Annotated in this window: 24 protein-coding genes and 2 tRNA genes; 10 read left to right on the forward strand and 16 right to left on the reverse strand. The window is 72.5% G+C overall.

Going from position 1 to position 25771, the window contains the following annotated elements; all coding sequences use genetic code 11:
• Positions 1-7: 7 nt before the first annotated feature.
• The 5 genes from RKE38_RS08370 to RKE38_RS08390 form a co-directional block, all read right to left on the reverse strand.
• On the reverse strand, positions 8-1564 hold the full coding sequence (locus RKE38_RS08370) for a peptide ligase PGM1-related protein (RefSeq protein ID WP_316006978.1): 1557 nt from the start codon (positions 1562-1564) through the stop codon (positions 8-10).
• Entirely contained in the window at positions 1561-2688 is a 1128-nt protein-coding gene (locus RKE38_RS08375) for a response regulator (RefSeq protein WP_316006979.1), read from the reverse strand. Before RKE38_RS08375 ends, RKE38_RS08370 begins: the two co-directional genes overlap by 4 nt.
• Positions 2685-3068, reverse strand: a complete 384-nt coding sequence (locus tag RKE38_RS08380; RefSeq protein ID WP_316006980.1) for a response regulator — start codon at positions 3066-3068, stop codon at positions 2685-2687. Before RKE38_RS08380 ends, RKE38_RS08375 begins: the two co-directional genes overlap by 4 nt.
• Complete coding sequence (locus RKE38_RS08385) at positions 3065-5761, reverse strand: GAF domain-containing protein (RefSeq protein ID WP_316006981.1); 2697 nt, start codon at positions 5759-5761, stop codon at positions 3065-3067. Before RKE38_RS08385 ends, RKE38_RS08380 begins: the two co-directional genes overlap by 4 nt.
• 138 nt (positions 5762-5899) lie before the next feature.
• A complete protein-coding gene (locus RKE38_RS08390) occupies positions 5900-6658 on the reverse strand; it encodes a metallophosphoesterase family protein (RefSeq protein WP_316006982.1) in 759 nt (252 codons plus the stop codon).
• 185 nt (positions 6659-6843) lie between these two features.
• On the opposite strand from RKE38_RS08390, the gene RKE38_RS08395 reads away from it, so the two are divergent.
• Positions 6844-8349 (forward strand): protealysin inhibitor emfourin, encoded by a 1506-nt coding sequence (locus RKE38_RS08395; RefSeq protein ID WP_316006983.1) that lies wholly within the window; start codon positions 6844-6846, stop codon positions 8347-8349.
• Positions 8350-8434: 85 nt separating this feature from the next.
• On the opposite strand, the gene RKE38_RS08400 is transcribed toward RKE38_RS08395, so the two are convergent.
• Positions 8435-9274 (reverse strand): hypothetical protein, encoded by an 840-nt coding sequence (locus RKE38_RS08400; RefSeq protein ID WP_316006984.1) that lies wholly within the window; start codon positions 9272-9274, stop codon positions 8435-8437.
• 261 nt (positions 9275-9535) lie between these two features.
• Between RKE38_RS08400 and gyrB the strand changes: the two genes are divergently transcribed.
• The 6 genes from gyrB to RKE38_RS08430 all read left to right on the forward strand — a co-directional run bounded on the left by gyrB (position 9536) and on the right by RKE38_RS08430 (position 15581).
• Entirely contained in the window at positions 9536-11695 is a 2160-nt protein-coding gene (gyrB, locus tag RKE38_RS08405) for a DNA topoisomerase (ATP-hydrolyzing) subunit B (RefSeq protein WP_410055437.1), read from the forward strand.
• A gap of 98 nt (positions 11696-11793) precedes the next feature.
• Positions 11794-14466, forward strand: coding sequence for a DNA gyrase subunit A (gene gyrA, locus RKE38_RS08410; RefSeq protein WP_316006985.1), 2673 nt, complete (start codon positions 11794-11796; stop codon positions 14464-14466).
• A complete protein-coding gene (locus tag RKE38_RS08415; protein ID WP_316006986.1) occupies positions 14463-14996 on the forward strand; it encodes a DUF3566 domain-containing protein in 534 nt (177 codons plus the stop codon). Before gyrA ends, RKE38_RS08415 begins: the two co-directional genes overlap by 4 nt.
• Before the next feature lie 238 nt (positions 14997-15234).
• A tRNA-Ile gene (locus RKE38_RS08420) sits at positions 15235-15311 on the forward strand.
• A 39-nt stretch (positions 15312-15350) separates the two neighbouring features.
• The gene (locus tag RKE38_RS08425) at positions 15351-15470 is read left to right on the forward strand and encodes a DLW-39 family protein (protein WP_310152148.1); all 120 of its coding nucleotides are present in this window, start codon (positions 15351-15353) and stop codon (positions 15468-15470) included.
• A 35-nt stretch (positions 15471-15505) separates the two neighbouring features.
• Positions 15506-15581: transfer RNA gene (locus RKE38_RS08430), tRNA-Ala, on the forward strand.
• A gap of 126 nt (positions 15582-15707) precedes the next feature.
• On the opposite strand, the gene RKE38_RS08435 is transcribed toward RKE38_RS08430, so the two are convergent.
• The 4 genes from RKE38_RS08435 to RKE38_RS08450 form a co-directional block, all read right to left on the reverse strand.
• Entirely contained in the window at positions 15708-16151 is a 444-nt protein-coding gene (locus RKE38_RS08435) for a hypothetical protein (protein ID WP_316006987.1), read from the reverse strand.
• Between the two features lie 113 nt (positions 16152-16264).
• Complete coding sequence (locus tag RKE38_RS08440; protein ID WP_316006988.1) at positions 16265-16681, reverse strand: hypothetical protein; 417 nt, start codon at positions 16679-16681, stop codon at positions 16265-16267.
• A 73-nt stretch (positions 16682-16754) separates the two neighbouring features.
• Complete coding sequence (locus tag RKE38_RS08445) at positions 16755-16937, reverse strand: YegP family protein (RefSeq protein ID WP_316006989.1); 183 nt, start codon at positions 16935-16937, stop codon at positions 16755-16757.
• Positions 16938-17069: 132 nt separating this feature from the next.
• Entirely contained in the window at positions 17070-17375 is a 306-nt protein-coding gene (locus RKE38_RS08450; RefSeq protein WP_316006990.1) for a hypothetical protein, read from the reverse strand.
• Between the two features lie 72 nt (positions 17376-17447).
• Here RKE38_RS08450 and selA point away from each other — a divergent pair, with 72 nt between their 5' ends.
• Entirely contained in the window at positions 17448-18767 is a 1320-nt protein-coding gene (gene selA, locus RKE38_RS08455; RefSeq protein ID WP_316006991.1) for an L-seryl-tRNA(Sec) selenium transferase, read from the forward strand.
• 6 nt (positions 18768-18773) lie between these two features.
• Here the strand turns inward: selA and RKE38_RS08460 are convergent, their stop codons facing one another.
• From RKE38_RS08460 to RKE38_RS08485, 6 genes are all read right to left on the reverse strand, one after another.
• Positions 18774-20183, reverse strand: coding sequence for a hypothetical protein (locus RKE38_RS08460; protein WP_316006992.1), 1410 nt, complete (start codon positions 20181-20183; stop codon positions 18774-18776).
• Positions 20180-20695: a hypothetical protein gene (locus RKE38_RS08465; RefSeq protein WP_316006993.1), complete on the reverse strand. Its 516-nt coding sequence runs from the start codon at positions 20693-20695 to the stop codon at positions 20180-20182. Before RKE38_RS08465 ends, RKE38_RS08460 begins: the two co-directional genes overlap by 4 nt.
• 3 nt (positions 20696-20698) lie before the next feature.
• Complete coding sequence (locus RKE38_RS08470) at positions 20699-21298, reverse strand: hypothetical protein (protein WP_316006994.1); 600 nt, start codon at positions 21296-21298, stop codon at positions 20699-20701.
• A gap of 97 nt (positions 21299-21395) precedes the next feature.
• The gene (locus tag RKE38_RS08475; protein WP_316006995.1) at positions 21396-22352 is read right to left on the reverse strand and encodes a hypothetical protein; all 957 of its coding nucleotides are present in this window, start codon (positions 22350-22352) and stop codon (positions 21396-21398) included.
• Positions 22353-22357: 5 nt separating this feature from the next.
• Positions 22358-22885 carry a MauE/DoxX family redox-associated membrane protein gene (locus tag RKE38_RS08480; RefSeq protein ID WP_316006996.1) on the reverse strand — a complete coding sequence of 176 codons (528 nt, stop codon included), beginning with the start codon at positions 22883-22885 and terminating at the stop codon, positions 22358-22360.
• A 115-nt stretch (positions 22886-23000) separates the two neighbouring features.
• On the reverse strand, positions 23001-23843 hold the full coding sequence (locus RKE38_RS08485) for a hypothetical protein (protein ID WP_316006997.1): 843 nt from the start codon (positions 23841-23843) through the stop codon (positions 23001-23003).
• Between the two features lie 166 nt (positions 23844-24009).
• On the opposite strand from RKE38_RS08485, the gene RKE38_RS08490 reads away from it, so the two are divergent.
• On the forward strand, positions 24010-24528 hold the full coding sequence (locus RKE38_RS08490; protein WP_316006998.1) for a peptidylprolyl isomerase: 519 nt from the start codon (positions 24010-24012) through the stop codon (positions 24526-24528).
• A 69-nt stretch (positions 24529-24597) separates the two neighbouring features.
• A complete protein-coding gene (locus RKE38_RS08495) occupies positions 24598-25515 on the forward strand; it encodes a rhomboid family intramembrane serine protease (protein WP_316006999.1) in 918 nt (305 codons plus the stop codon).
• The last annotated feature ends 256 nt before the right edge of the window (positions 25516-25771 follow it).

Here is a 25771-nt window from a genome sequence, read left to right on the forward strand (position 1 = left end):
CCCCCGCTCACGCGTGCACCGGCCGGGGGGTGAGGGCCGAGCGGGCCTCCGACAGGAGGACCCGTTCGGCCCGGTCGTAGGCCTCCCGGGCACCGGCGGCGGTGTCGGCCACGGCAGTCAGGCCCAATCGCCCTGCTTCCGTCACGGAGCTGAGCATGTGGAAGACCACCCCGGTCTGGGTCGACGGGTCGAAGTGGAGTGACCGGCTGGCGACGATGTCGAACAGGTCCTCGACCAGCAGGCCGCGCAGGGACTCGTCCTCGAGGTGGTCGGTCGCGACGAGGTACTTCTCGCGGCCCAGTGGCGTCGTGAACAACCCGGTGTCTGCGTCGTACTGTCCGCCGGTGAGGAACTGCATCGTGAGGAAGGGGTGCGTCGTGCCGCCCTTGCGCAGGTTGACCTCGATGGCGTAGCTCGACCACTCCTCGCTGCGGCGCACCACGACGAAGTCCACGGCGAACCGCCCGAGCACCCCCAGCTCGGCCAGCCGCCCACCGATGGCTCGAGCCTGGCGGGTGATGAGTCCGGCATACTCCGGCGCAGCAGGGAACGAGCAGCCGAGGTAGGACTGACCGGTCGGGCCGCCGAGGATCTGGTCGTGGGTCGAGAGGACCTCCACCTCGCCGAGGGGTGTCACGCGCAGCTGGCAGCTGGGGCTGAGCACTGTCGAGCCCGTGATCCGCTCCTCGACGATGCCACCGCGCTCGTCGAACTTGGCCCAGTAGGCGTCGGCCGTGACGGTGTCGCCCTCGAGCTGCATCGCCCGGACCCGGTCGTGCAGCTGCGCTTCCTCCCCCGGGTCACCCGGCTCGGGCAGCCCGGCCAGGTCGACGAGCGCGTTGCCCGCGCCGGCGACCCCTTCGTTGAGCTTGACCATCGCGCTGTCTGCGCTGGGCCGACGAGCCCGCAGCAGCCCCAGGGCCCGGACGACGTCGTCCGGCGTGTGGAGGTCCTCGTAGCCCGCCGGGTGCTCGACACCAGCCTCCTCGAAGAGCCGGCGGCACCCCGTCTTCGTCCCGAGCGGGAAGTGCCGGGGGTCGGCGCCGTACATCGGGATGTCCAGCTCGAGGGCGAGGTCGCGCTCCAGCCGGGTGGTCGTGTACGGGATGAGGTGGCACCGGGTGGGGTCGGGCACGAGGGCGGCGATCCGGCCGAGCAGCCTGGGCCGCTCCAGCAGCTTCTCGGTGAGCGGTCGCGGCGAGGCGTCGCCCACGCTCACCATCGACAACCGCGCCCGGGCGTGGCTCGGGATGACGCCCGGGAGCAGGGCGAGGTAGTACTCGACGATCGCGGGGTCGACCGGGCCGGAGGTGACGTAGACCATCCGCAGGCGGGGCTGTCGCAGCAGGAGCAGCAGGAACAGGTAGCGCTCTTCCATGGCCTGGTTGAGCGCTCCCGCCCGCGGGGTGATGCGGTCGAGCGACACCGACGGGACCACGACCACGGACTCCCCCGGCTCATTGAGGCGCATGGCGCGCCAGACGTCGGGGAGCCTCGCCTGGAGCCGGTCGTATGCCGCGTTTCGGGCCGCCTCGTCCAGGTCGCCGAGCGTCCGCCCGGTCACGTGCCCACCGCCGCGGCGTTGAGCCCTACTACCTCGAAGACCGCCACCGGGCGCGTGATCCCACGGAGCTCGACGGGCCCGAGCGGCCGGGTCACGGCAACGTCGTCCAGCTCCGTCTCGACCCGCTGCGTGATCAGGACCTGGCCGGCCGCGGCTCGCGACGACAGCCGGGCACTGACGTTCGTGACGGTCCCGATGGCGGCGTAGTCGTACCGCCCCTCGAACCCCACCCGGCCGAGCGTGGCATACCCCTGGGCGATCCCCACCCCGAAGCCGAGGTCGTGCCCACGCCGACGCCACCCCTCGGCGAGCTCGGCCACCCGGGACCGCATCGCCACCGCCATCCGGACCGCCCGTCTGGGGGCGTCGGGGCAGGGGATCGGGTCGTTGAAGAAGACGAGCAGGCCGTCCCCGGCGAAGTGCTCGAGTGTGCCCTCGAACCGGAACACCAGGTCGCCGAGGGCCTGGTGGTAGCTGCGCAGCACGGACATGATCTCCTCCGGCTCGGAGGTCTCGGCGAAGGAGGTGAAGCCGCGCAGGTCGCAGTAGACGGCCGTGATCTCGCCCCGGTGGCTCTCCAGGAACGACTCCTCGCCGCTCGCGGTCACGAGCCCGGCCACCTGCGGTGAGAGGAACCTGCGGAGCCGGCCGACCCGCTCGATCTCCTGCACCTGCTCGGCCACCTTGGTCTCGAGCTGGGTGTTCCACCGCGCCAGCTCGTCGGCCTGGCGGACGATGGTGTCGTGGTAGCGCTTGACCCGCACCAGCGACCGCACGCGGGCCAGCAGCTCGGCCTGCTCGAACGGCTTGGTCACGAAGTCGTCGGCACCGGCCTCGATCGCGGCCACCTTCTGCTGGTCGCCGCTGGCCGTCACCATCACCACCGGCAGGTACTCCGTGCTCGGGTTGGCACGGATGCGTCGGCACGTCTCGTACCCGTCGATGCCCGGCATGACCACGTCGAGCAGCACCAGGTCGGGCACCTCCCGCTGCAGGCACCGCAGGGCCTCCTCCCCCGTCGCCGCGGTCCGGACCCTGAAGCCACGGGGCGCAAGGACGGCGTCCAGCAGCTTGAGGTTCGCGGGCAGGTCGTCGACCACGAGGATCGTCGCGTCGTCGGTCACTGGTTCCCCCCTCGGAGGTGCTCGCGCACCTGGTCCGGGAACCGGCGCACGTCGATGGGCTTGTGCAGGTAGCCGTCGAACCCGGCGGCGAGCGCCCGCTCCCGGTCCTCGCGCATGGCGAACGCCGTCAGGGCGACGACGGGGATGTCGGACGTGCGCTCGTCGCGCCGCAGCCGGCTGAGGGCCTCGTGCCCGTCGATGCCGGGCAGCTGCAGGTCCATGAGCACCAGGTCGGGGCGGGCCGAGGTGGCCCGCGCGACCGCGTCCTCACCACTGACGGCGACGAGGACGGTGAACCCGGCGAACTCGAGCACGTCGCGCGCCAGCTTGAGGTTCCGGTCGTTGTCCTCGACGAGCAGGACGACGGGGCCCGTGGTCACGAGTGCCCCTCCTGCCGGGCGCCCGGCGCTGCCTCGTCCGGTGCTGCCTCGGCGGGGGTCGTCGCGGCCGACGCTCCCTGGGCCTGTGCGCCGCCCGCGGTCGGGATCCCCGCGAGCCGCAGCGCCAGCTGGTGCAGGTCGACGGCACTCTTGGACGCCACGAACTCGATCCGCCCCTCGAGCAGCCGGCGCTCACCCGGCGTGAGTGTCTTGGTGGTCAGGACCACGACCGGCACCGCGGCCGTCACCGGGTCGGAGCGCAGCAGGTCGACCATGGCGAAACCGTCCGTCTCGGGCATGAGCAGGTCCACGAGCACGACCGTGGGCTGATTGGCCCGCACCAGGGTGAGGGCGTCGTCGACCCGCTGGCAGGCGTGCACGGTCCAGCCGGCCGGCTGCAGGGCCTGCCGGACGAGCTCGAGTGCGGTCGGGTCGTCGTCGACGTGGACCGCGACCCGCCCCGGACCGGCGGCCTCGTGCCGGGGGTGGAGCAGCCGGCCGAGGGTGGCGATGAGGTCCTCGCGGGCCACCGGTTTCACGAGGTAGTCGGAGGCGCCGAGTGCGATGCCTCGGCCCCGGTCGGCCAGTACGGAGACCACGACGACCGGCGTCCCTGCAACGGCGGGATCGCCCTTGATCGCGGTGAGGACTTCCCAGCCGTCCATGCCGGGCAGTCGGATGTCGAGGACCACCACGTCCGGCCGCAGCGTACGAACTGCGTCCAGGCCCTCCGGACCGGTGCCCCTGGTGACGGTCTGCAGGCCGGCGGTGCCCAGGTGCAGGGCCAGCAGCTCGGCCGAGCTCGGGTCGTCCTCGATCACGACTGCCAGGGGGCTGCCGTTGCCCTGCGCTCCGGTGGTCGAGGCCGCAGTCGTGTCGCCGAGCGCAGCCTCGTGCAGCGGCAGGGAGAAGCCGAAGGTGCTGCCGTGTCCGAGCTCGCTGGTCAGCCAGATACGACCGCCGTGCAACTCGACGATCCGCTTGGTGAGCGTCAGGCCCAGCCCGGTTCCCTCCACCTTCCTGGCCGCCCGCGTGCCCTGCTGGAAGGAGTCGAAGATGCGGTGCTGGTCCTCGACGGCGATGCCGATCCCGGTGTCGGCGACCGTCACTTCCAGCTCCCCGCTCACCACCCTCGCCGTCACGGTGACCCGACCGCCGTCGGGGGTGAACTTGATGGCGTTGCTCAGCAGGTTCAGCAGGACCTGCTTGAACCGCAGCTCGTCCGCGCGCACCGACCCCACCTGTTCGGACACCTCGGTGCGCACGGTGATCCGGTGGTCCGCCGCGCGCTCGCGCACCATCGCCAGGACGTACCCGACCGCCGGCTCGACGGGGAAGTCGGCCAGGTCGAGCTCCATCTGGCCGGCCTCGACCTTGCTGAGGTCGAGCACGTCGTTGAGCAGGGCGAGCAGGTGGCGGCCGGAGCCGAGGATGTCGCGCAGGTAGTCCTCCTGGCGCTCGTTGAGGTCGCCGAACATCCGCTCCAGGAGCACCTCCGAGAAGCCGATGACCGCGTTGAGGGGGGTGCGCAGCTCGTGCGACATGCTCGCGAGGAACTCCGACTTGTGCCTGCTCGCCTCGGCCAGCGCGACGCTCTGCTGCTCGAGCTCTTGGTACAGCCGGGCGTTCGTGAGCGCGATGGCCGACTGGCTGGCGAAGGCCTCGAGCACCGCCCGCGTCTCCGGACCGAAACCTCCGACCCGGCGCCGCCGCACGACCAGGGCTCCGACCACGCGGTCGGAGCGCAGGAGCGGGATGGCGAGCAGCGAGCACCACCCGGCGTCGCGGAGCACCGAGAGGTGCGGGTCCCGGTCGGTGTCGTTGAGGTCGGTGACTTCCACCGCCGTGCGGTCCAGGCAGGCGCGTCCGACGAGCGTCTCGTCGATGTGGATGCGGGCCTCGCGCAGAGCGTCGACGACTTCCGGCGGGGTACCGATCGCCGTCCGCACCCGGAACAGCCGCGAGTCCTCGTCGAACTCCATGAGGGAGCCGCCGTCGGTCCCGGACAGCTGGACCGCTGCGGTCACGATGGTGCGCAGGACCTCGTCGACGTCCAGGCTGGAGCTCAGGGCCTCAGCGACCTCGGCGAGCGCCTCCAGCTGGTCGACCCTGGTGGCCAGCTCGGTCGACCTCGCCTCCAAGGACCGCAGCAGCTCGACGGTCCGGATCGCCATGGCGCCCTGGGTGGCGAACGTGGACAGCAGGGCTGCGGCGCGGTCGTCGAACGGGTCCACTCGGGTGCGCCAGACCGAGAGCACCCCGACCACTTGGTCGTGGACCACCATCGGCGCGCCCATGATGGTGCGGATCCCCCCGAGTCGCTGGAACACCGGACGGTCGTAGTCCGGGTCGGCGAGCACGTCGTTGATCTGGAGTGTGGTGCGGTCGAGGCTGACCCGGCCGATGAGGGAGGTCCGGTCCCTGGGTACCGGTCGGCGGGCCGCGTAGTCCCGGTACTCGGGGGACGCGCCGAACGAGCGGGTCAGGACGTACTGGCTGTCGTGGACCAGGTGGATCTGGCCGACGTCGGCCCGGCACAGCGCTCTGGCGCGTTCGACGATGGCCCCGAAGACGTCCTCGGGAGCGGTGCCGGTGTCGGCGAGCATGGTCAGGATCTCGCTCGTGGCGGCGAGCTGCTCGCGCGTCTCGCGAAGTTCCTCGGCCAGGTGGGACTGGCTGGCAGGTGTCGTCACGGCGGCCTCCCTCGACGAGTCGGCACCTCTGCGCGTGGACCCCTGCACCGTTGTCCGATTGCGAGTGTCCACCCTCGGTTGCCTCCGCGTCTCCCCCCTTTTGACGCAGCCGCCGGGCCGTCGCCGCCGCCCACCCACTCAGCTCGGGAGGAGGCGTCCGTCGCGGGGTGCGAACACGGGCAGGGCGTCGGCGTCGGAGTAGCGACCCCGCAGGTACTCGTCCACCCAGGCGAGGCGGTCGTCGTACCCCGACTCGGCCACCACCCGGTCGCACACGGCGTCGAGGTCGACCTCGGTGTGCCGCAACGACACCTGGCCGCCGCGCAGCAGCGCCCACGAGCCGCCGGGGCGCCCGTACGGCATACCGATGCTCCCGGGGTTGACCACCCACCGACGGTCCACGAGGCGTGCGAACGGCATGTGGGTGTGGCCGCACAGCACGGTGCGCACGTCGGCCGGCAGCCCCGAGAACGCCTCCGCCCAGCGCTCGAGCCGGGTGTCGACGAGCACGACCTCGTCGTCGTCCCGCGGGGAGCCGTGGCACGCCAGCACCGGCCCGAACCCGTCGACGTCGACGGTCGCCGGGTGTGGCAGCCCGGCGAGCAGCTCGACCTGGTCGGGCCGCAGCTGGGACCCGGCCCACTGCGACTCCAGGTGCTCGCTCGTGCCGCCGCGGGCGACCTCGACCAGCTCGCGGTCGGCGTTGCCACGCACCAGCACGCCGCGCTCCCCCAGGGCGGCGAGCGCGTCGAGGGTCTCGACCGGCATCGGCCCGGCGGCGTGGTCACCGCAGACGACGACGAGGTCGGCGTGCGCGACGTCGGGCTCGGCGAGCACCGCCTCGAGGACGGGCAGCACCCCGTGGACGTCGGACAGGACCGCGACGGACTCGACCATGCTGCGACCGTATGCCGCGCGTGGTGCGGGTGGGCCCGTGTTCGCCGCGGGCGGACCGCGGTTGCCCCCCGCGGACCGCGTCGACTCGGGGCACCGGCGGCGGGTCGACCGGGCGGTCGCGCCGGCCGGGCGTCGCGCCGGCCGGTCGGGTCGCCGCTGTCGGTGCCCGGGCGCACCATGGGGGCATGCCCGAGATGTCCGAGTCGCCCCGATGCACGATCGTCCCGCCCTACCTGCTCGAGGCGCTGTCCAGCCAGGGGTCGGGCGAGGTGGCGCACTGCGCCTCCCGGACGCTCAGCCACGACGGGGAGTGGCGCTCGCGCCGGGGTGCCGGCGGTGCGCGGCATGGGGCCACCGGTGGCGCGACCGCCCGGGCGGCCGGGGGTGGCGCGGCCGCCCCGGACGACGGCACCGCCCCGCAGCGGGTGGTCAGCGACGCCGGCGGCACCCAGACCCTGCCCGGGCGCCGCGTGCGCGGCGAGGGCGAGCCCGCGTCGGGGGACGCCGCGGCCGACGAGGCCTACGACGGGCTCGGCGCGACCTGGCAGCTCTACCGCGAGCAGTACGGCCGCGACTCCCTCGACGACAAGGGGCTGCCGCTGCTCGCGTCGGTCCACTACGGCACGGACTACGACAACGCGTTCTGGGACGGCACGCAGATGGTGTTCGGCGACGGCGACGGCCGGGTCTTCACTCGGTTCACCGTCGCGGTCGACGTCATCGGGCACGAGCTCACCCACGGGGTCACCGAGCTCACGGCCGGGCTCACCTACCAGGGCCAGTCGGGGGCCCTCAACGAGAGCATCTCCGACGTGTTCGGGTCCCTGGTGCGCCAGCGCGCCGCGGGTGAGACCGCGGACCAGGCGGACTGGCTCATCGGCAAGGGCCTGTTCACCCCGTCGGTGAAGGGCGTGGCCCTGCGGTCGATGAAGGCGCCGGGCACGGCCTACGACGACCCGCAGCTCGGCAAGGACCCGCAGCCGGCCGACATGTCGGGCTACGTTCAGACCACCGACGACAACGGCGGCGTGCACCTCAACTCCGGCATCCCCAACCGCGCCTTCTACCTCGCCGCGACGGCCATCGGCGGCAACACCTGGGAGGGCGCCGGCCAGGTCTGGTACGACGTGCTCACCGGCGGCACCATCACCGCCGACTGCGACTTCGCCACGTTCGCCGGGCTCACGGTGGCCGCCGCCGAGGCCCGGTATGCCGCGGGCTCACCCCAGGCGCGGGCCGTGCGCGACGCCTGGGTGCAGGTGGGCGTGCTGTCCGGGGCGTCCGCAGCGGACGGTGCATCCGCGACCAGCACTGCGTCGACCAGCACTGCCTCGACCAGCGCCGGGTCGACGGGTGCCGGGTCGACGGGTGCCGGGTCGACGGGTGCCGGGCCGTCCGGCGCCACTCCCGCCGGGGCCGCGGTCAGGGTGCGCCGGACGGGCGGCATCGCCGGCCAGCACCGCCGGCGTACCGTCGCCCTGGCCGAGCTGTCGGATGACGACGCGCACGCGTGGCGCGGGCTGCTGGCCGACGACGGGCTCCGCGCGCTGGCCGCCCGGCGGGGGCGGGTGATCCCAGACGCCTTCACGTACCACGTGGCCTGTCCCCCGGAGTCCGACGAGGTGGAGCTGCCCGAGCTGGACCTGCCCGAGGACGTTCGCGACCTGCTCCGCCGGACGCTCGACGCCTGAGGCCGGTGGGCCGGCACCGTGTGCCGGCGGGCCACGACGGCGGCCGTCGTTGGCTCGAGTCGTTCGGTGCCCTGAGGGCGAGCGGTCAGACGACGCCGTGGGTGCGCGTCGCCCACAGGGTCGCCGCCACCCGGTCCACAAAGGCCCCCACCTTCGCCGGTGACGTCCCCTGCGACGAGAACGTCACCACCTGGTCGCCCACGACGAGCGCGATCGCGACGCCGTAGACCCCGCGCGTCCCGCCCAGGTGGTAGGTCAGCCGCACCGCCGGGCCGGCCTGGGTGCGGACGTGGGTGAGGCGGTGCACGGGGCCGGCGAGGCCGGTGGACACGCCGGCACGCAGCGTGGCGTCCGGGGGCAGGGCCCGACCGGGCGTGTGGGTCACCACGAGGGCGACCGGGTCCCCCGGCTCGGCCACGATGGAGGTGAAGATCCGACCGAGGCGGGCCTGGAGCATCTGGGTGTAGTCCTCGAGCGACAGCCCGAGCATGGCCGCGACCTTGCGCCGCTCCTCCAGGCTGCCCTGGGAGTTGGCCACGTTCCCGGGGTCGAGCTCGGAGAAGGTGCGCGGCACCCCGAACGCGACGCCGAGGTCGGCGTCCTCGACCGGCTGCTCGTCGGCGGTGAGCGGGGCGCCCCTCCACGTCGGTTGCGGGTCCTGCTCGGTGTCGGGCGCGGGGGCCGGCGCCGGCTGGCCCGGCGTCACGGTCGCGGTCGGCGTGATTGCGTCCGGGTCGGGCGGCAGGGCGGTGATCGTCCCCGGCGAACCGGTCAGGCCACCGCCGCAGCCGGCGAGCGAGAGCGCGAGGAGCGTGGGGAGGAGGAGCGAGGCGCACGCGCGGCCGCGCAGGACGACCAGCGGGCCGATCCCCCGGCCAACCCCCGGACCCCGCCTCGACCCCGCCCTCGGACGTGCTCTCCCCACGCGCGGCACGCTAGCCGGGGACCGCGCCGGAAAGGGGTGGTTCTGCTCCGGACCACCCGTTCGGGGGAGGCGTCGGACCGGGGCCGGGAAATCGCGCGTGTGGCCCGCTGGGGGCCCGGGTGGCGACCCCCGACCCGTCAGGCGTGCTTTTTTTCGCCCAGATGCGCGTTCACGGGCCTCCTGGGGCACCTTCGGACCCCACCGACAGGTAGACTGGGAGGTGATTCCGCGACCAGCTGGTCTCCAGCCTGGTCGCGTTCCATGAGCAGGGTACGACGACGTGGCGGGGTCCGTCCGTGCGTCGTGCCGCAAGCACAGAGGAGCACCGTGCCCGCGCCCGACCAGAACGACCGACCCGTCCAGGACGAGAACCTCACGGCCGCGGAGGCCGAGGCCGCCCGCGAGCTGGCCGAGGCGCAGCTCGCCGGGGTGGAGCCGGGCTCGGACTACGACGCGAGCGCCATCCAGGTGCTCGAGGGCCTCGAGGCGGTGCGCAAGCGCCCCGGCATGTACATCGGGTCCACTGGCGAGCGGGGTCTGCACCACCTCGTCTGGGAGATCGTCGACAACGCCGTGGACGAGGCGCTCGCCGGGTACGCCGACACCATCGACGTCACCCTGCTCGCCGACGGCGGGGTGCGCGTCAAGGACAACGGCCGCGGCATCCCGACCGGCCGCAACGAGGCGTACGGCATGTCGACGGTCGAGCTCGTGCTGACCCAGCTGCACGCCGGCGGCAAGTTCGGCGGCGGCGGGTACAAGGTGTCCGGCGGCCTGCACGGCGTCGGCTCCTCGGTCGTCAACGCCCTGTCGACCAAGCTCGACGCCGAGGTCCGCCAGCTCGGGCACGTCTTCCGGGTCTCCTTCGACCACGGCGAGCCGGTCGCCCCGCTGGAGCAGATGGAGGCGTCCGACGAGACCGGCACGACCATCACCTTCTGGGCAGACGGCGACATCTTCGAGACCACGACCTACGACTTCGAGACGATCCGGGCCCGCTTCCAGCAGATGGCCTTCCTCAACAAGGGCCTGACCATCAACCTGGTCGACGAGCGCGACCCGGCCACGGGCGACGAGGCGGCTGCCGACGACGTCGTCGACGAGGCGGAGAAGAAGCCCCGCCAGGTCTCCTACCGGTACGACAACGGCCTGGTCGACTACGTCACCCACCTCGTGGGCTCGAAGAAGGCCGAGCCGGTCAACGCCGAGATCATCTCGATCGAGTCCGAGGACACCGAGCGCCAGCTCAGCCTCGAGCTGGCGATGCAGTGGACGACCGCCTACTCCGAGTCGGTCCACACCTACGCCAACACGATCAACACCCACGAGGGCGGCACCCACGAGGAGGGTTTCCGCGCGGCGATGACCAAGCTCATCAACGACTTCGCGCGCAAGCAGAACCTGCTCAAGGACAAGGACGACAACCTCACCGGCGACGACATCCGCGAGGGCCTGACGGCCGTCGTGTCGGTCAAGCTCGGCGAGCCGCAGTTCGAGGGCCAGACCAAGACCAAGCTCGGCAACTCCGAGGTCAAGGGCTTCGTCCAGCGGGCCATGACCGACGAGTTCGGGCACTGGCTCGAGGCGCACCCGAACGAGGGCAAGGACATCGTCCGCAAGTCGATCCAGGCCGCGGCCGCGCGCATGGCCGCCCGCAAGGCGCGCGAGGCGACCAGGCGCAAGGGCCTGCTCGAGTCCGGCGGCCTGCCCGGCAAGCTCAAGGACTGCCAGAGCAAGGACCCCTCGATCTCCGAGGTGTTCATCGTCGAGGGCGACTCGGCCGGCGGCTCGGCCGTCCAGGGCCGCAACCCGCACACCCAGGCGATCCTCCCGATCCGCGGCAAGATCCTCAACGTCGAGAAGGCCCGCATCGACAAGGTGCTCGCCAACAACGAGGTCCAGGCGCTCATCTCGGGCTTCGGCACCGGCATCGGCGAGGACTTCGACCTGTCCAAGGCCAGGTACCACAAGATCATCCTCATGGCCGACGCCGACGTCGACGGCATGCACATCCGCACGCTGCTGCTGACGCTGCTCTTCCGGTTCATGCGCCCGCTCATCGAGGCCGGCTACGTCTACCTCGCCCAGCCGCCGCTGTACCGGCTCAAGTGGAGCAACCACGAGCACGAGTTCGCGTTCAGCGACCGCGAGCGCGACGCGATGATCCTCGAGGGCCAGTCCCGCGGGTGGCGCCTGCCGAAGGACAACGGCGTCCAGCGGTACAAGGGTCTCGGCGAGATGAACTACCACGAGCTGTGGGAGACCACGATGGACCCCGACCACCGGGTCCTGCTCCAGGTGACGCTCGACGACGCGGCCGCGGCCGACGAGATCTTCGCGATCCTCATGGGCGAGGACGTCGAGTCCCGCCGCGGCTTCATCCAGCGCAACGCCCGCGACGTCCGCTTCCTCGACATCTAGGGCCGGTATGCCGCGCGGCCCGGCGGGTTTCACGTGGAACCAGCCGCCCGGCATACCGACGAAGCTTCCTCGAATGGCATTGAAGGACAAGGGAATCCATGACTGAGCAGCCGCCCACCATCACCCCGGGCGATCGGACCGAGCCGATCGACCTCAACACGGAGATGCAGCGCAGCTACATCGAGTACGCGATGAGCGTCATCGTCAGCCGCGCGCTGCCCGACGTGCGGGACGGGCTCAAGCCGGTGCACCGGCGCGTGCTGTACGCCATGTACGACGGGGGCTACCGGCCCGACCGCGGCTACAACAAGTGCAGCCGCGTCGTCGGTGACGTCATGGGCCAGTACCACCCGCACGGCGACAGCGCGATCTACGACGCCCTCGTCCGGCTCGTGCAGGACTGGTCGCTGCGGTACCCGCTCGTCGACGGCCAGGGCAACTTCGGCAGCCGCGGCAACGACGGTGCCGCGGCCCCGCGGTACACCGAGTGCCGGATGGCGCAGATCGCCATGGAGATGGTCCGCGACATCCACGAGGAGACCGTCGACTTCCAGCCGAACTACGACGGCAAGACCCAGGAGCCGACGGTCCTGCCGAGCCGGTTCCCCAACCTGCTCGTCAACGGCTCGGCCGGCATCGCCGTCGGCATGGCCACCCAGATCCCGCCGCACAACCTGCGCGAGGTCGCGGCCGGTGCGCAGGTCTACCTCGACAACCCGGACATGCCGCGCGAGGAGCTGCTCGAGCGGCTGCTGACGATCATCCAGGGCCCGGACTTCCCGACCGGGGCGCTCATCATGGGCCGCCGTGGCATCGAGGACGCGTACCGCACGGGCCGCGGCTCGATCATCATGCGCTCGGTCGTCGAGGTCGAGGAGATCCAGGGCCGGCAGTGCCTCGTCGTCACCGAGCTGCCGTACCAGGTCAACCCCGACACCCTCGCGCAGAAGATCGCCGAGCTGATCAAGGACGGCAAGCTCGCCGGCATCGCCGACCTGCGCGACGAGACCTCGGGCCGCACCGGCCAGCGCCTCGTCATCGTGCTCAAGCGCGACGCGGTCGCCAAGGTCGTGCTCAACAACCTGTACAAGCACACCCAGCTGCAGACCAACTTCGGCGCCAACATGCTGGCGCTCGTCGACGGGGTGCCGCGCACCCTGCCGCTCGACGCGTTCATCCGGCACTGGGTCGACCACCAGATCGAGGTCATCCAGCGGCGCACGACCTTCCGCCTGCGCAAGGCAGAGGCCGAGATCCACATCTTGCGCGGCCTGCTCAAGGCGCTCGACGCGCTCGACGAGGTCATCGCCCTCATCCGCCGCTCCCCCACCGTGGAGGAGGCACGCGACGGGCTCATCGAGCTGCTGGAGATCGACGAGATCCAGGCGCGCGCGATCCTCGACATGCAGCTGCGCCGCCTGGCTGCCCTCGAGCGCCAGAAGATCATCGACCAGCACGACGAGCTCGAGGCGATGATCCTGGACTACCAGGACATCCTCGCGACGCCCGCCCGCCAGCGGAGCATCGTCTCCGAGGAGCTCGGCGCGATCGTCGACAAGTACGGCGACGACCGCCGCACGACGATCGACCTCTTCGACGGCGACATGTCGATGGAGGACCTCATTCCCGAGGAGGACGTGGTCGTCACCATCACCCGTGGTGGGTACGCCAAGCGCACCCGGGTCGACGCGTACCGCTCCCAGGGCCGTGGCGGGCGCGGTGTCCGCGGTGCGGCGCTGCGCGGCGATGACATGGTGGAGCACTTCTTCACCACGTCCTCGCACCACTGGCTGCTCTTCTTCACCAACCTCGGCCGGGTCTACCGGGTCAAGGCGTACGAGCTGCCCGACGCCGGCCGCGACGCCAAGGGCCAGCACGTCGCGAACCTGTTGGCGCTGCAGCCCGACGAGCAGATCGCCCAGGTGCTCGACCTGCGCGACTACGCCCAGGCGCCGTACCTCGTGCTCGCGACGAAGAAAGGCCTGGTCAAGAAGACCCGGCTCGCCGACTACGACTCCCCCCGCTCGGGCGGCCTCATCGCGGTGAACCTGCGCGACGGCGACGAGCTGATCGGCGTGGACCTGCTCAGCGCCGACGACGACCTGCTGCTCGTGTCCCGGAAGGCGCAGTCCGTGCGCTTCCACGCGACCGACGAGCAGCTGCGCCCCATGGGCCGGGCGACCAGCGGCGTGACCGGCATGCGGTTCCGCGGCGACGACTCGCTGCTGTCGATGAGCGTGGTCCGCGCCGGTGAGGACCCGGACGTGTTCGTCGTCTTCGAGAACGGCATGGCCAAGCGCTCGCCCTCCTCGGAGTGGAACGTCAAGGGCCGCGGCGGCCTCGGTGTCGCCGTCGCCAAGATCACCGAGCGCAACGGCGACCTCGTGGGTGCGCTCACCGTGTCCGAGTCCGACGACGTCATGGTGGTCTTCGCCAAGGGCAACGTCGTGCGTATGCCGGTCGCCCCGGTGGCCCGCCGTGGGCGCAACACCCAGGGCGTCATCTTCGCCCGCCCGGGCAAGGGCGATGCGGTGGTGGCCGTGACCGACGCACCGGAGACGGCGCCCGAGGACGTGGTGACCGAGGCGGAGGCGGCAGCCGAGGGTGGGATCGCCACCGTCGCGGCCGACATGGCGGCTGTCCAGCCCGTGAGTGGCGAAGGCGACTCGCAGGCCATCGATGCCGTACCGTCGGAAACGAACGATCAGGTCACGCCCGAGGCTCCTGCCGCGGACGGGTCCGATGACGAGGGCACCGGAGGTAACGCGTGAGCACGGCAGGCCAGACGAGCAGGTCGGCCCTGGGCCAGGGCGGTTCGACGACCGGCCAGGGCGCGGCCAGCACCGCCGGCCCCGGCGCGACGACCGCCACGCGGCCCGGTGCGCAGCCTGGCGCCACGGCGTCCCGACCCGTGGGCGGCGGCGCCCCCAGCGTCCGTCAGCGGCGGGTCAAGCTCACCGTCAGCCGGGTCGACCCGTGGTCGGCGATGAAGATGTCGTTCCTGATCTCCGTGGCGCTCGGCATCGCCGGCGTCGTCATGGTTGCCGTGCTGTGGATGATCCTGTCCGGCATGGGCGTGTTCTCCGAGATCAACCGCCTGGTCGGGACGATCTTCTCCGACAGCCAGAACCCGTTCGACATCATGGACTTCCTCGGCTTCGGCCGGGTGCTGTCGCTGTCGATCGTGATCGGGGTCATCGACGTCATCCTGCTGACCGCTCTGTCCACGCTCGGGGCGTTCCTCTACAACGTCTGCTCCTCGCTGGTCGGCGGCATCCAGCTGACCCTCACCGACGACTGAGCCCCGACTCCCCCCACGTTCTCCACAAAACGGCGGTTGCTCGACATCCCGCGGGATATCAACCCGAGGTATGCCGAGCAACCGCCGTTTCGTGCGGGGAGGCGCTGGCCGGGGTGGCCTGGCCGCGGGTCCTGAGGCGCTCCGACGGCCGGGCGGGGCCGTTTTGGAAGTGGCCGCGGGCGTGGGGTAACCTCATGCCTCGCGCCACCTCCCGTGGCGCAGCGGAGATTGGGCTCACGGGCCTATAGCTCAGACGGTTAGAGCGCTTCCCTGATAAGGAAGAGGCCACAGGTTCAAGTCCTGTTAGGCCCACCAATCCCGATCCCCGCGGTTCCGGTGAGGAAGGCGGAGGCCGTGAAGAAGCTCCTGCTCCTGGTCGCGACCGCCATCGGCGCCGCGGCGATCCAGAAGAAGCTCAAGGACCAGCAGGCCGAGAAGGACCTCTGGGCCGAGGCGACCGACTCCCCGCGCTAGGCGGACCGCGGCCGACAGGCCGCCAGACCCGCTCGGGGGCCATGGCGCAATTGGTAGCGCACCTGCTTTGCAAGCAGGGGGTTAGGGGTTCGAGTCCCCTTGGCTCCACCACGACGACGAAGCCCCTCCCGGATGCCGGGAGGGGCTTCGTCGTGTCCCGGCCTCCATCGGCGGGCCGGACCGTTCCTGCAGCGTCGGACGGGGCCCCGGGCCCCCGGGCCCCAGTCCCCGGGCCACTCAGCCCCCGACGCGGACCACGGTGATCGGACCCACGACCGAGAAGGTGTCAGGCGCACCCTGCGCGCCCCACCGGGACACGACGTCGCACGTCATCGACGGCCCCAGCCCCTGCTTGACGCCGCGCACCCGGGTCACGCCCTCGAGCCCCGCGTAGGACGGCGGAGGTGAGGTGAGGTACCCGGGCACCCGGTAGTGCGTGTCGGTCAGGATCACGTAGTGCCCGGCGAGCGGGCCCGCGGTGATCCACAGCGTGTCGGACGGGGGCAGCGCGACCCACTGGTCCGCGCCCACGGTGACGTCTCCGCAGAAGAGGAGCGCGTCGGGGAGCCAGGTCGTCGGCTCCGCCGCTGCCCCACCGGCGCCGGCGAGGCCCAGCAGGCCGACCGCGAGTGCCGCGGCGCCCGAGCGTGCTGCCGTCCATGCTGCTGTCCGCGTTTTCATGGGAATCTCCTCTCGGCCCGTTCCCCCGGCCGGTGCCAGCAGGCCACGTCCAGCGTGACGACGGACCACGACGCCCCCAAGGCCGTAGGTCCCGTGATCCGGAGGCGGAAGGATCAGCGCAGGTGGAGCAGGCGGTCCAGCAGCGGCGCGCCCACGACGACGACCAGCAGCACTCCGTTCACGCTCAGACCGACGCGGGCCAGCCACTGCCCGGGCATCAGCCGGAGGGAGTGCCACGCGAAGGCCACGCCGGCGATCAGGGGCGCAGCCCAGAGCAGGGTGACGGCGCCCCAGCCGAACCAGTTCTCGATGTACGGCACCTCGCCGCCCGGGGTCTCGACCCCGAACAGGCGGGCGACGGGAGCACTGAGCGCGATGAAGGCGCCCGTCCAGACGGCGAAGACCGCGAGCATCCACACGGAGGTCAGTGCCTGGATCCGGGGGCGGTGGATCGAAGCGGGGTCGTGCGTGCGACCGGGGTGGTGGGTGGTCATGGTCTCCACCTCCTTGCCCCACGAGAGTGCTCCCACCCACGGCAGGGCAGGCAGGGGCGAAGGTCCCACCGACGTCAGGGCACGCCGGGAGAGCGGTGGGGGGCTGGGGTCAGCCGTCGACCTCGACGACGCTGGCACCAGGTGCGTTCTTCTGCACCGACTCGATGCCGTTCTGCGCGGCGGCCTTGGACTCGTATGCCTCGCCGACGGCGATCACCTGTCCGTTGCCGGCCTTGAGGCGGAAGCGCCAGTTCCCCGACTTGTCCTGGTACAGCTCGAACTTCCCTGCCATGGCACACCTCGTCGTGTCGAGACCACAGTGGACGGAACGCTCGCAGCCTAGGGCCGCACGCGGTCACGAGCCAGCCCGGCGAGCGCCGACCGTCGTGCCGGTCCGGGGGACGCAGGTGCGGTCCCGCGCGGTTCAGGGGCGCTGCGGCACCGGGGGCTCGGCCTCACGGGAGAGCCCGGGCGGCGTGGGCAGGGGGCGGCGCGGCTCGCGCACACCCGCGGACCCGTCGTCGCCACGGCCGCCCGCGGCATACGTCCCGACGAGGGCACGGCCACGCAGCCGGCGGTGCCGGAACACCGTGACCAGCCCGTGCCACGCGGGCTCGGGGATGGCCCGGCGCGCCGCCTGGACCGCCTCGGACGGGCTCGCCGCGGTGATGTGCGCCCGGAAGTCCCGGACCACCCGACCGTCACCCACGTGCACGTCGTACGTCGCCATGGGCACCAGCGTGCGCCGGAACGGCCCTGCTCACAAGGGCTTTGCCCGAACTGCTGCGCTAGCCTCGCAGGCATGTCGCAGCCCGGACCCGTGGACGCACGCCGCCGGGTCCCCCGCACCGACGCCGTGCTCGCCGAGCCCGACCTGGCCGGGGCCGTCGCCCGCCTCGGCCGCGACCGCGTCAAGGAAGCCGTCCGCTCGGCCCAGCAGCTCGCGCGCGACGGAGCCATCGACCCGTCCGAGGTGGCCGCGGTGGCGCTCGCGTCCCTGCCGAGGCGGTCGACCTCGCTCACGCCCGTCGTCAACGCCACGGGCGTCGTCGTCCACACCAACATCGGGCGGGCGCCCCTGTCCCCGGCAGCGGTCGAGGCCATGACGGCAGCGGCGGGGTACGTCGACGTCGAGCTCGACCTCGCGACCGCCCAGCGCTCACGGCGTGGCAGGGGCACCCTCGAGGCGCTGGTGGCGGCCGTCCCGGGCGCGGAGGCGGCGCTGGTCGTCAACAACGGCGCGGCTGCGCTCGTCCTCGCCACCACCGCCCTGGCCGGGGACGGTCGCGAGGTCCTGGTGAGCCGGGGCGAGATGGTGGAGATCGGTGACGGGTTCCGGCTTCCCGACCTCATCGCGAGCACCGGTGCACGGCTGCGCGAGGTGGGGACGACGAACCGGACGACGCTGCAGGACTACGCCGCCGCGACGGGCCCCGCCACCGGCTGCGTCCTGAAGGTGCACCCCAGCAACTTCCGTGTCGAGGGGTTCACCTCGGCGGTCTCCGTCCGCGAGCTCGCGACGCTGGGGATCCCGGTCGTCCACGACATCGGCAGCGGCCTGCTGGCACCGCACCCGCTCCTGCCGGACGAGCCGGACGCGGCCACGGCCATCCGCGACGGAGCCTCCGTCGTCACCTGCTCCGGCGACAAGCTGCTCGGCGGTCCCCAGGCGGGCATCGTCCTCGGCCGCGCCGACGTCGTCGAACGGCTGCGCCGGCACCCCCTCGCCCGGGCCGTGCGCTGCGACAAGACGACCCTGGCCGCGCTCGAGGCCACCCTGCGCGGGCCGCAGCCCCCGGTGTGGGAGTTCCTCGAGGCCGACGCCGACAACCTGCACCAGCGGTGCGCTGCGCTCGCAGCCGGCCTGCCGGACGAGCTCGAGGCGTCCGTCGTCCCCAGTGCGGGCGTCGTCGGGGGCGGGGGCGCCCCGGGGCAGGTGCTTCCGGGATGGGCGGTGTCGCTGCCCGAGTGGGCCGCTGCCGACCTGCGCGCCCAGGACCCGCCCGTGCTGGCGCGGGTGGAGCGCGGGCGCTGCCTCGTCGACCTGCGGTGCGTCCCGCAGCAGGACGACCCCACGGTCGCCACGGCCCTGGCCCGGCTCGGGCACGGCCCGGCGCACTGACGTCCGTCAGGCCGTGATGGTCCCGCCCTCGAACGTGCAGGTCAGCCGGCCGTCCCCGGTGGCCACGGTGTCGGTGACCGGGTAGCCGTAGCTGCCCGTCGCGCCCCCAGCGGCCTTCCACTGGGTGAGCACCGCCCCGTACACGCGGCGGGCCGCCCCGGAGCCGAGCGCCCACAGCTCACCCTTGGTGAACGTCTGCGAGGCCCCCCGACTGGTGGTGACTCGAGGACCGGAGGGGTAGGCGAGAACACCGGTCTCGCGACCGGCAGCCCTCCATGCAGCCCACATGACGCCAGTCACGACCTGCGTCGTCGTCTCGCGGGAGTCCGTGATGGCACCCCCCTGAAACGTCTGGATCCAGTAGTACTGGTCCGGCCCATACACCAACCCACTCGTGGGATACCCCAGCTCGCCGCGCTCCCGACCGCTGTCCCGCCACACGCGCCACCTCGTCGAGGTCACTGTCTGCTTGGTTGTCGACAGGCTGTCTGTGACCGCCCCGTTCTGAAACAGCTGGATCCAGCCGCTGTCCTTGAGGCCGAAGGTCAGATCGCTGGTCGGGTAACCGAGAATTCCGCGGAAAGCACCTTCCGCGACCCAGCTCGAGTGCGTCCAGTTGTTCATCGCCCGAGCACCGGTCGCGCTCGACCACACGATCCAGCCGCCTTGGTACGCGACAAAACGCCCTTTGCCGTCGCCGATCGCCTTTTCGGGGCCCGTGGATGCCCTGAGGAATGACCCCTGCTCCCCCAACGCCTTGTACTTGGCGGCGATCCCACCCCACTGCGGCAGCAGCGGCGAGCTGTGCTCGGCGGTGCGGTTGTCGCTGAGCGAGGTCGTCGTGCAGGCAGCCCACTTGTAGGGGGCGACGCAGCTCACGACGCGGCAGTGCACGCCGCCGGAGCACTTCACCTGGGTGTTGCACTGGCCGTACCGGAAGGCGTTGCAGCACACGCGACGCTGGTCGCAGGTCGCGGTCGAGCCGGTGCCGCACGAGCAGGACCAGCACTTGCTGTCACAGATGCCGTCGGTGCACCCGGTGCTGCACTTGGAGCACGACGCGTTGCAGTCGACGATGTACCGGTACCCGCCGCCGCACCACGACGAGTCGGCCGCCTTCCACCAGCCGGCCGCGAAGCTGCCGGGCGGGCAGGTGTTGACCCCCTTGTTCACCGTGGCGCAGAAGACGGTCCAGCCGCTCGACGCGGTGTTGCCGGGTCCGCAGATCGTGGCGTATGCCGCGACCGGCCGCAGGGCGTACTCCTTCGGCTTGGTGGCCAGGGCCGTCGCGGCCACGGTCGCCCCGAGCAGCACGCCCCGGCGCGAGACGGGCCGCAGCCGCTGGGCCAGCCGGCTGACGACGCCGGCCATGCCGCCTGGGCCGGCTCCGGTGGTGAGGTCGTCGAGGGTGCTCACGGGCGGCCTCCCTGCCGGCGAAGGGTCTCGCGGTCGGTGATGTGCAGGGTCGAGACGAGCATCGCCGCCCGCCGGACGCTCGCCATCCGCCGCGCATGGCTGCCGATCACGGTGAACAGGCAGAAGCCGCGACCGCCGGAGCTGAAGAAGTGCTGCGAGGCGCTCATCCCGGGCAGCGGCCGCTGCATCCGGTTGGGCGCGAACTGCGACGGCGCCAGCCGCGGCAGTCCCTGCCTCTCGAACAGCCCCTGGTCGGCGACCTCGGTGCCGTAGTCGACGAGCGCGACGAACACGTCGTCCGGCCCGAGCAGGTCGACGACGCCGGTGCCGAAGTCCTCGCGCACGGCGGGCAGCGGACGCGTGCAGGCGTGCAGCACCGGGCGGGTGACGTCCTGCTCGGCGTCCGGTGCGAGACGGGCCCCGGGCGCCGGCGGCTCGGCGCCCGGCTGGCGGGTCACCTCGACGTGCCACCCCCGTGGCGCGTCGGCCCGCAGGCCGTAGCGGTCAGCCATGCCTCACCCACTCCCGATCGAGGTGGCCAGCAGCACCGCCGCCGCACCGCCCAACGCCACTGTAGCCACGATGCGTGCCGGTTTTGCCCACCGTTCGACCCTTTCGAAGACGCGGTGCAGAGCCACGGGGTCGTCCACCCCTGCCATGAGCAGCGACGGCAGCGCCCGGACGAGGCCGAAGACCCCGCCGACGAGCAGACCCACGCGCACGTCGCCGGCGAGCGCCGCGAGCAGCACCACGGCATACGTCGTGGCGCTCGTGACGATCGTGACGAGGCCGAACCCGAGCTGGGCACCGAACCCCAGCCCCATCACCCAGCCGCGGTACTCGTCGAGCCAGGCGACGTCGACCTGGCGGCGCCACGACGGCAGCGCGGCGGCTCCGCGCAGGTCGAGGGCCAGCCCCACCAGCAGCAGGACGGCGACCAGGCCGACGGCCCAGGAGGAGGACCGGGCGGCATCGGGCACGAGCGCGCCGAGCAGGGAGGCGAGGGCGCCGAGGGCCAGGCCGCCGGCCAGCGATCCGGCGAGGTATGCCGTGGTGGTCAGCCACCAGCGGGAGTTGCGTGCCCGCTCCCCGAGCGGGCTGATGCTCGAGAGCATCGACTCGCCTCAAGGGGACCACGTGGCCCGGACGGCGGCGACGACCGCCATCGGGACCCCGAGGACGAGGGAGAGGGTGGTCGCGTCCATCCGCAGGTCAGGAGTCGCGACCGGCGGGGTGGGGGTCGTGCGGCTGGTCCTGGTGGCCGTGGTGGTCGTGCCCGTGGCCGGCGTGGTCGTGCCCCGCGTGGTCATGGGCCGCGTGGTCGTGGTCGTGGTGGCGCGCGGACCCGTCGGCTGCCACGGGCTCGGGGTCCGGCGGCACGAACAGGCTGGGGTGGCCGGGCGTGATGCCCGACGCCCGCAGCTCGGCGTCGATCCGCGTCAGGCTGTCGCGGCCCCCGTCGTCACCGGGCGTGACGGGGCCCACGGCGCCAGGCCCTACCGCACCCGGACCCGAGCGGCCGGCGGCCACCCGCGCCTCGTCGGCGTCGGCCACGCCCTGCGCCATGAGGTCGCGGACCTGGGCCCAGGTCGTCGCGGATCCCTCGCCGGTGACGGTGCCGGCCTCGACGTAGACGAAGTAGGGCGAGCCGGGGATGTCGTAGTCCACCCACGCCCGGCTCGACTGCACGACCTCGAGCCGACCGGCGAGCGCCTTCAGCGCGCTCGGCGACTCCTCCTCCGGACCCTTGGCGACGACCACGAGACGGCCGTTTCCGGGCACGTCGACGTCGTGCTGGAACTCCTCCCAGAACGTCTGGCAGACACTGCAGCCGCTGGTGAGGAACGCGAGCAGGGTCCGGCTGCCCGGGGCCGTGACGTCGTGCCGGCGCTCGGTGCGGTCCAGGGCGGTGCCGACGACGTCGTGCCCCCGCGCGGAGTCGTGCCGGGTGGCAGGGACGACACCGCTCTCGAGCTCGACGGGCACCGGTCCCGGTGCCCCACCGCTGGTGGCACGGGTGACGCCGGTGTCGGCCTCCTTCTCGAGCTCGAGCCCGGCCCCGAGCTCGTGCAGTGCCCGGAGGATGAGCGCGTGGCTGCGCAGGAGGCCCAGCACCAGCAGGCCGAGCAGGACGATGGCGACGCCTTCGGCGACGACGGCGGCGAGCATGCGGATCAGCCCTTCGTGGTGCTGCGGACGGCGGCGGGAGTGGTCGCGGGGAGCACGGCCATCACCTGCCAGGCGAGGAAGGCCACGACGACCGCGAGGCCCACCGTCGCCAGGGTGGCGCCGTCGACCGCGCGCCAGACGCCGGCCGGGGGCGACACGGCGACGAGGGCGGCGACGAGGGCGGCGGCGCCGGTGAGCGCCGCGTGCGTGCGGGTCGCGGGGGTGTCCGGCTTGCCGAAGCAGCCGCACGAGCCCAGGACACCGCCGCGGGCCAGCACCCGCACGACGAACGCCGTGAAGAGCAGGTATGCCGCGGCCACGAGCCCGGCGGCATACCGGCCCGGGGCGAGCACCGCCCACAGGCCGACGAGCACCTCGCCGACGGCGAAGGCACGCACGAGCTGCCGGTGGAGCGGGAGCCCGGCGGTGCGCAGCGCGCGGACCAGCGGCAGCGGGTCGAGCACCTTGGGGACGCCGGCCACGACGAGCAGCCCCGCCGAGGCGAGGAACGGTCCGGCCACGACGTCCCACATGGCGCCCCACGCTACGTCACAGCGGGGGCCGCGGGACGAAACCGGGACGGGCGTCCCGCGATGTCGTCCTGCGACCCCCGCTGCGGGTGGTCGAGGTGGCCCTGGGGCCGCTGGGTCAGGTCGAGGTGCCGTCGCCCTTGGCGTCGTCGGCGGCGTCCTTGGCGCTCTCGGCCGCACCCTGGGCTGCGCCCTTGGCGCGGTTGGCGGTCTCGGACGACTCGTCCTTGGCGCTGGAGGCGGCATCGGACGCCTTGTCCTTGGCCTCGGACGCCTTGTCCTTCACGGCGCTCGCGGCGGAGGCGGCCTTGTCCTTGGCGGCGTCGGCGAGGCTGGAGACCTTCTCCGAGGCCGAGGTGCCGACCGAGGAGCTGCGGCCGCTCGGGGGTGCGGTGTACGGGTCGTCGAGCGGGGTGGCCCACGGGTCCTCGCGGGGAGCCGACTTGCGGAACGCCGCGAACGCGGCGGCCGCGGCGGCGATGACACCGAGGGCGATGAGCAGCTTGCCCTTGCGCCGGCGCGGCTTGGCGACCGCGTCGCCCTTGAGCACCGAGTACGCGGCGGTGGAGCGGTCGGCGGCGTCGCCGGCGGCGTCACGGGCCGACTCCTTGGCGGCGGCGGAGGCTGCGGCCACGGCCGCGATCGCCTCGGCCACCTTGGGCAGCAGCGAGTCGACGATCGTGTCGCGCGCGCTGTCGACCTTGGGTGCCAGGCCCTCCACCGCACCCTGGAGCTTGGGCGCGGCGACCTCGATCCCGTGGTCGACCTTCGGCTTGGCCCAGTCGCGGGCCGCCTCCACGTGCGGGCCGGCCCAGTCCTTCGCCGAGGTCGCAGCGTCTCGCGCGGCCTCCGCGGCCGGGACCACGCGCTCCTTGAGGGCGCCCGCGTAGTCCGCTGCGTCGTGGGCCGTCTGCTGGACGGCCTCCGTGGCCTTCTCAGTCGTGGTCTTGGTGCGGAACACCGTGCCTCCTGTGGGCTGTCGCGGACATCGTCTTCGTGTCCATCCTGCCGTGTTTCGGCTGGTCGGCAAGCCCGTGTCCCCGGTCCGGCCGGGTGGTGGACGCCGTGGCGGGGGCGTCGGCGGGCTCGGTCGGCCGTGCGTGGCGCGGCGTGACAGGATGACCGCCATGGACGTCACCCTCAAGACCAACCACGGCGACATCAAGGTCACCCTGTTCCCCGACCACGCGCCGAAGACGGTGCAGAACTTCGTCGGCCTGGCCAAGGGCGAGCAGGAGTACCGCGACGACGCCGGCCGCTCCAACCCGACCCCGTTCTACGACGGCCTGGTCTTCCACCGCATCATCCCCGGCTTCATGATCCAGGGCGGCTGCCCGCTCGGTCAGGGGTTCGGCGGCCCGGGGTACACCTTCGACGACGAGATCAGCCCCGACAAGGACTTCACCAAGCCCTACATGCTCGCCATGGCCAACGCCGGCAAGCGCATGGGCAAGGGCACCAACGGCTCGCAGTTCTTCATCACGGTCGGCCCGACCACCTGGCTGCAGGGCAAGCACACCATCTTCGGCGAGGTGGCCGACGGCCCGAGCCGTGAGGTCGTCGACAAGATCGCGAACGTGCGCACCGGTGCGAACGACAAGCCGGTCGAGGACGTTGTCATCGAACAGGTCGTCGTCAACGACTGAGCCGACCCGACCGGTCCCGGTGTCCCCGACCCAGAGCCGGCCGGAGCGCCCCGACCCGGAAGGTCCCGCATGACCGAGCCACCGACCCCCGGCGCCTCCTCGCAGCAGGAGGCGCCGCCGGTCTGTCCGCGCCACCCCGACCGCGTGTCGTACGTGCGCTGCCAGCGCTGCCAGCGCCCGGTGTGCCCGGAGTGCCAGCGCCCGGCGGCGGTCGGGGTGCAGTGCGTCGACTGTGTCCGCGAGCAGGCCCGCACGGTCCGCTCGACCCGGACCGTCCTCGGCGGCCGCCCCAACGCCGCCCCGGTCGTGTCCTACGCGATCGTCGGCCTGTGCGTGCTCGTCTACGTGCTCCAGCTCGCCGTCCCCGGGCTGACCCGCGACATCGGGTTCGTGCCGGCGCTCGGGCGCACGGAACCGTGGCGGTTCCTCACCTCGGCCTTCGCCCACAGCCCCAGCCAGATCACTCACATCCTGTTCAACATGCTCGCGCTGTGGGTGGTGGGCGCGCAGTACCTCGAGCGGCTGCTCGGTGGGGTCCGGTATGCCGCCGTGTACCTCGTGTCGGCCATCGGCGGCGGCGTCTGCTACCTGCTGCTGAGCACCCCGCCGCAGGTCGTCGGCGGCCAGCTGGTCGGCGGCACCAACTGGTTCACGGCCGCGGTCGGGGCGTCGGGTGCCGTCTTCGGCCTGTTCGGCGCCCTCGTCGTCGTCAACCGCAAGCTCGGCCTGTCCAACGGCGGGATCTGGGCGACCATCGGCATCAACGCCGTGATCGGGTTCGTCGTGCCGGGCATCGCCTGGCAGGCGCACCTCGGCGGCCTGCTCACGGGGGCCGCGTGCGCCGCCGTGCTGGTGGGCCTCAACGGCCGCGAGAGCCGCCGCTACCAGTGGCCGGCGCTCGCGGGCGTGCTGGTCGTGCTCGTCGTGCTGGCCGTGGGCAAGTACGCACTCACCCCGGATCCCACCCAGGTCTTCCTCGGCGGCTGACGCGGACGCCTGGCCCGGCCCGCCCGCCGGCACGGCATACCCCCGCGTTCGTCCCTTCTCACCGCGCGTCTGTGCACACACGTCCGTCCCTGTGCGCAGAGAGCGGATCCGAGCGCAGTGGTACGGAGGTCTGTGCGCAGACCTGCGTGTGGGGCGCGGCATACGCCCGGGTTGGGGACCTTCGTCCTCGGCCGCGTGGTGGAGCCGCGGCTCCTACCCCGGACGTATTACACGCCTGTCATTCTGTCCCCAGCTG

Source organism: Phycicoccus sp. M110.8 (genome assembly GCF_032464895.1).
Taxonomy (GTDB): domain Bacteria; phylum Actinomycetota; class Actinomycetes; order Actinomycetales; family Dermatophilaceae; genus Pedococcus.

Coding starts and splice junctions, on each gene's coding strand:
- RKE38_RS08390 (WP_316006982.1), bottom strand. CDS start 6,658: ATGGTCGAGTCCGTCGCGGTCCTGTCCGACGTCCACGGGGTGCTGCCC.
- RKE38_RS08395 (WP_316006983.1), top strand. CDS start 6,844: ATGCCCGAGATGTCCGAGTCGCCCCGATGCACGATCGTCCCGCCCTAC.
- gyrB (WP_410055437.1), top strand. CDS start 9,536: ATGAGCAGGGTACGACGACGTGGCGGGGTCCGTCCGTGCGTCGTGCCG.
- gyrA (WP_316006985.1), top strand. CDS start 11,794: ATGACTGAGCAGCCGCCCACCATCACCCCGGGCGATCGGACCGAGCCG.
- RKE38_RS08435 (WP_316006987.1), bottom strand. CDS start 16,151: ATGAAAACGCGGACAGCAGCATGGACGGCAGCACGCTCGGGCGCCGCG.
- RKE38_RS08445 (WP_316006989.1), bottom strand. CDS start 16,937: ATGGCAGGGAAGTTCGAGCTGTACCAGGACAAGTCGGGGAACTGGCGC.
- RKE38_RS08450 (WP_316006990.1), bottom strand. CDS start 17,375: ATGGCGACGTACGACGTGCACGTGGGTGACGGTCGGGTGGTCCGGGAC.
- selA (WP_316006991.1), top strand. CDS start 17,448: ATGTCGCAGCCCGGACCCGTGGACGCACGCCGCCGGGTCCCCCGCACC.
- RKE38_RS08465 (WP_316006993.1), bottom strand. CDS start 20,695: ATGGCTGACCGCTACGGCCTGCGGGCCGACGCGCCACGGGGGTGGCAC.
- RKE38_RS08470 (WP_316006994.1), bottom strand. CDS start 21,298: ATGCTCTCGAGCATCAGCCCGCTCGGGGAGCGGGCACGCAACTCCCGC.
- RKE38_RS08475 (WP_316006995.1), bottom strand. CDS start 22,352: ATGCTCGCCGCCGTCGTCGCCGAAGGCGTCGCCATCGTCCTGCTCGGC.
- RKE38_RS08480 (WP_316006996.1), bottom strand. CDS start 22,885: ATGTGGGACGTCGTGGCCGGACCGTTCCTCGCCTCGGCGGGGCTGCTC.
- RKE38_RS08490 (WP_316006998.1), top strand. CDS start 24,010: ATGGACGTCACCCTCAAGACCAACCACGGCGACATCAAGGTCACCCTG.
- RKE38_RS08495 (WP_316006999.1), top strand. CDS start 24,598: ATGACCGAGCCACCGACCCCCGGCGCCTCCTCGCAGCAGGAGGCGCCG.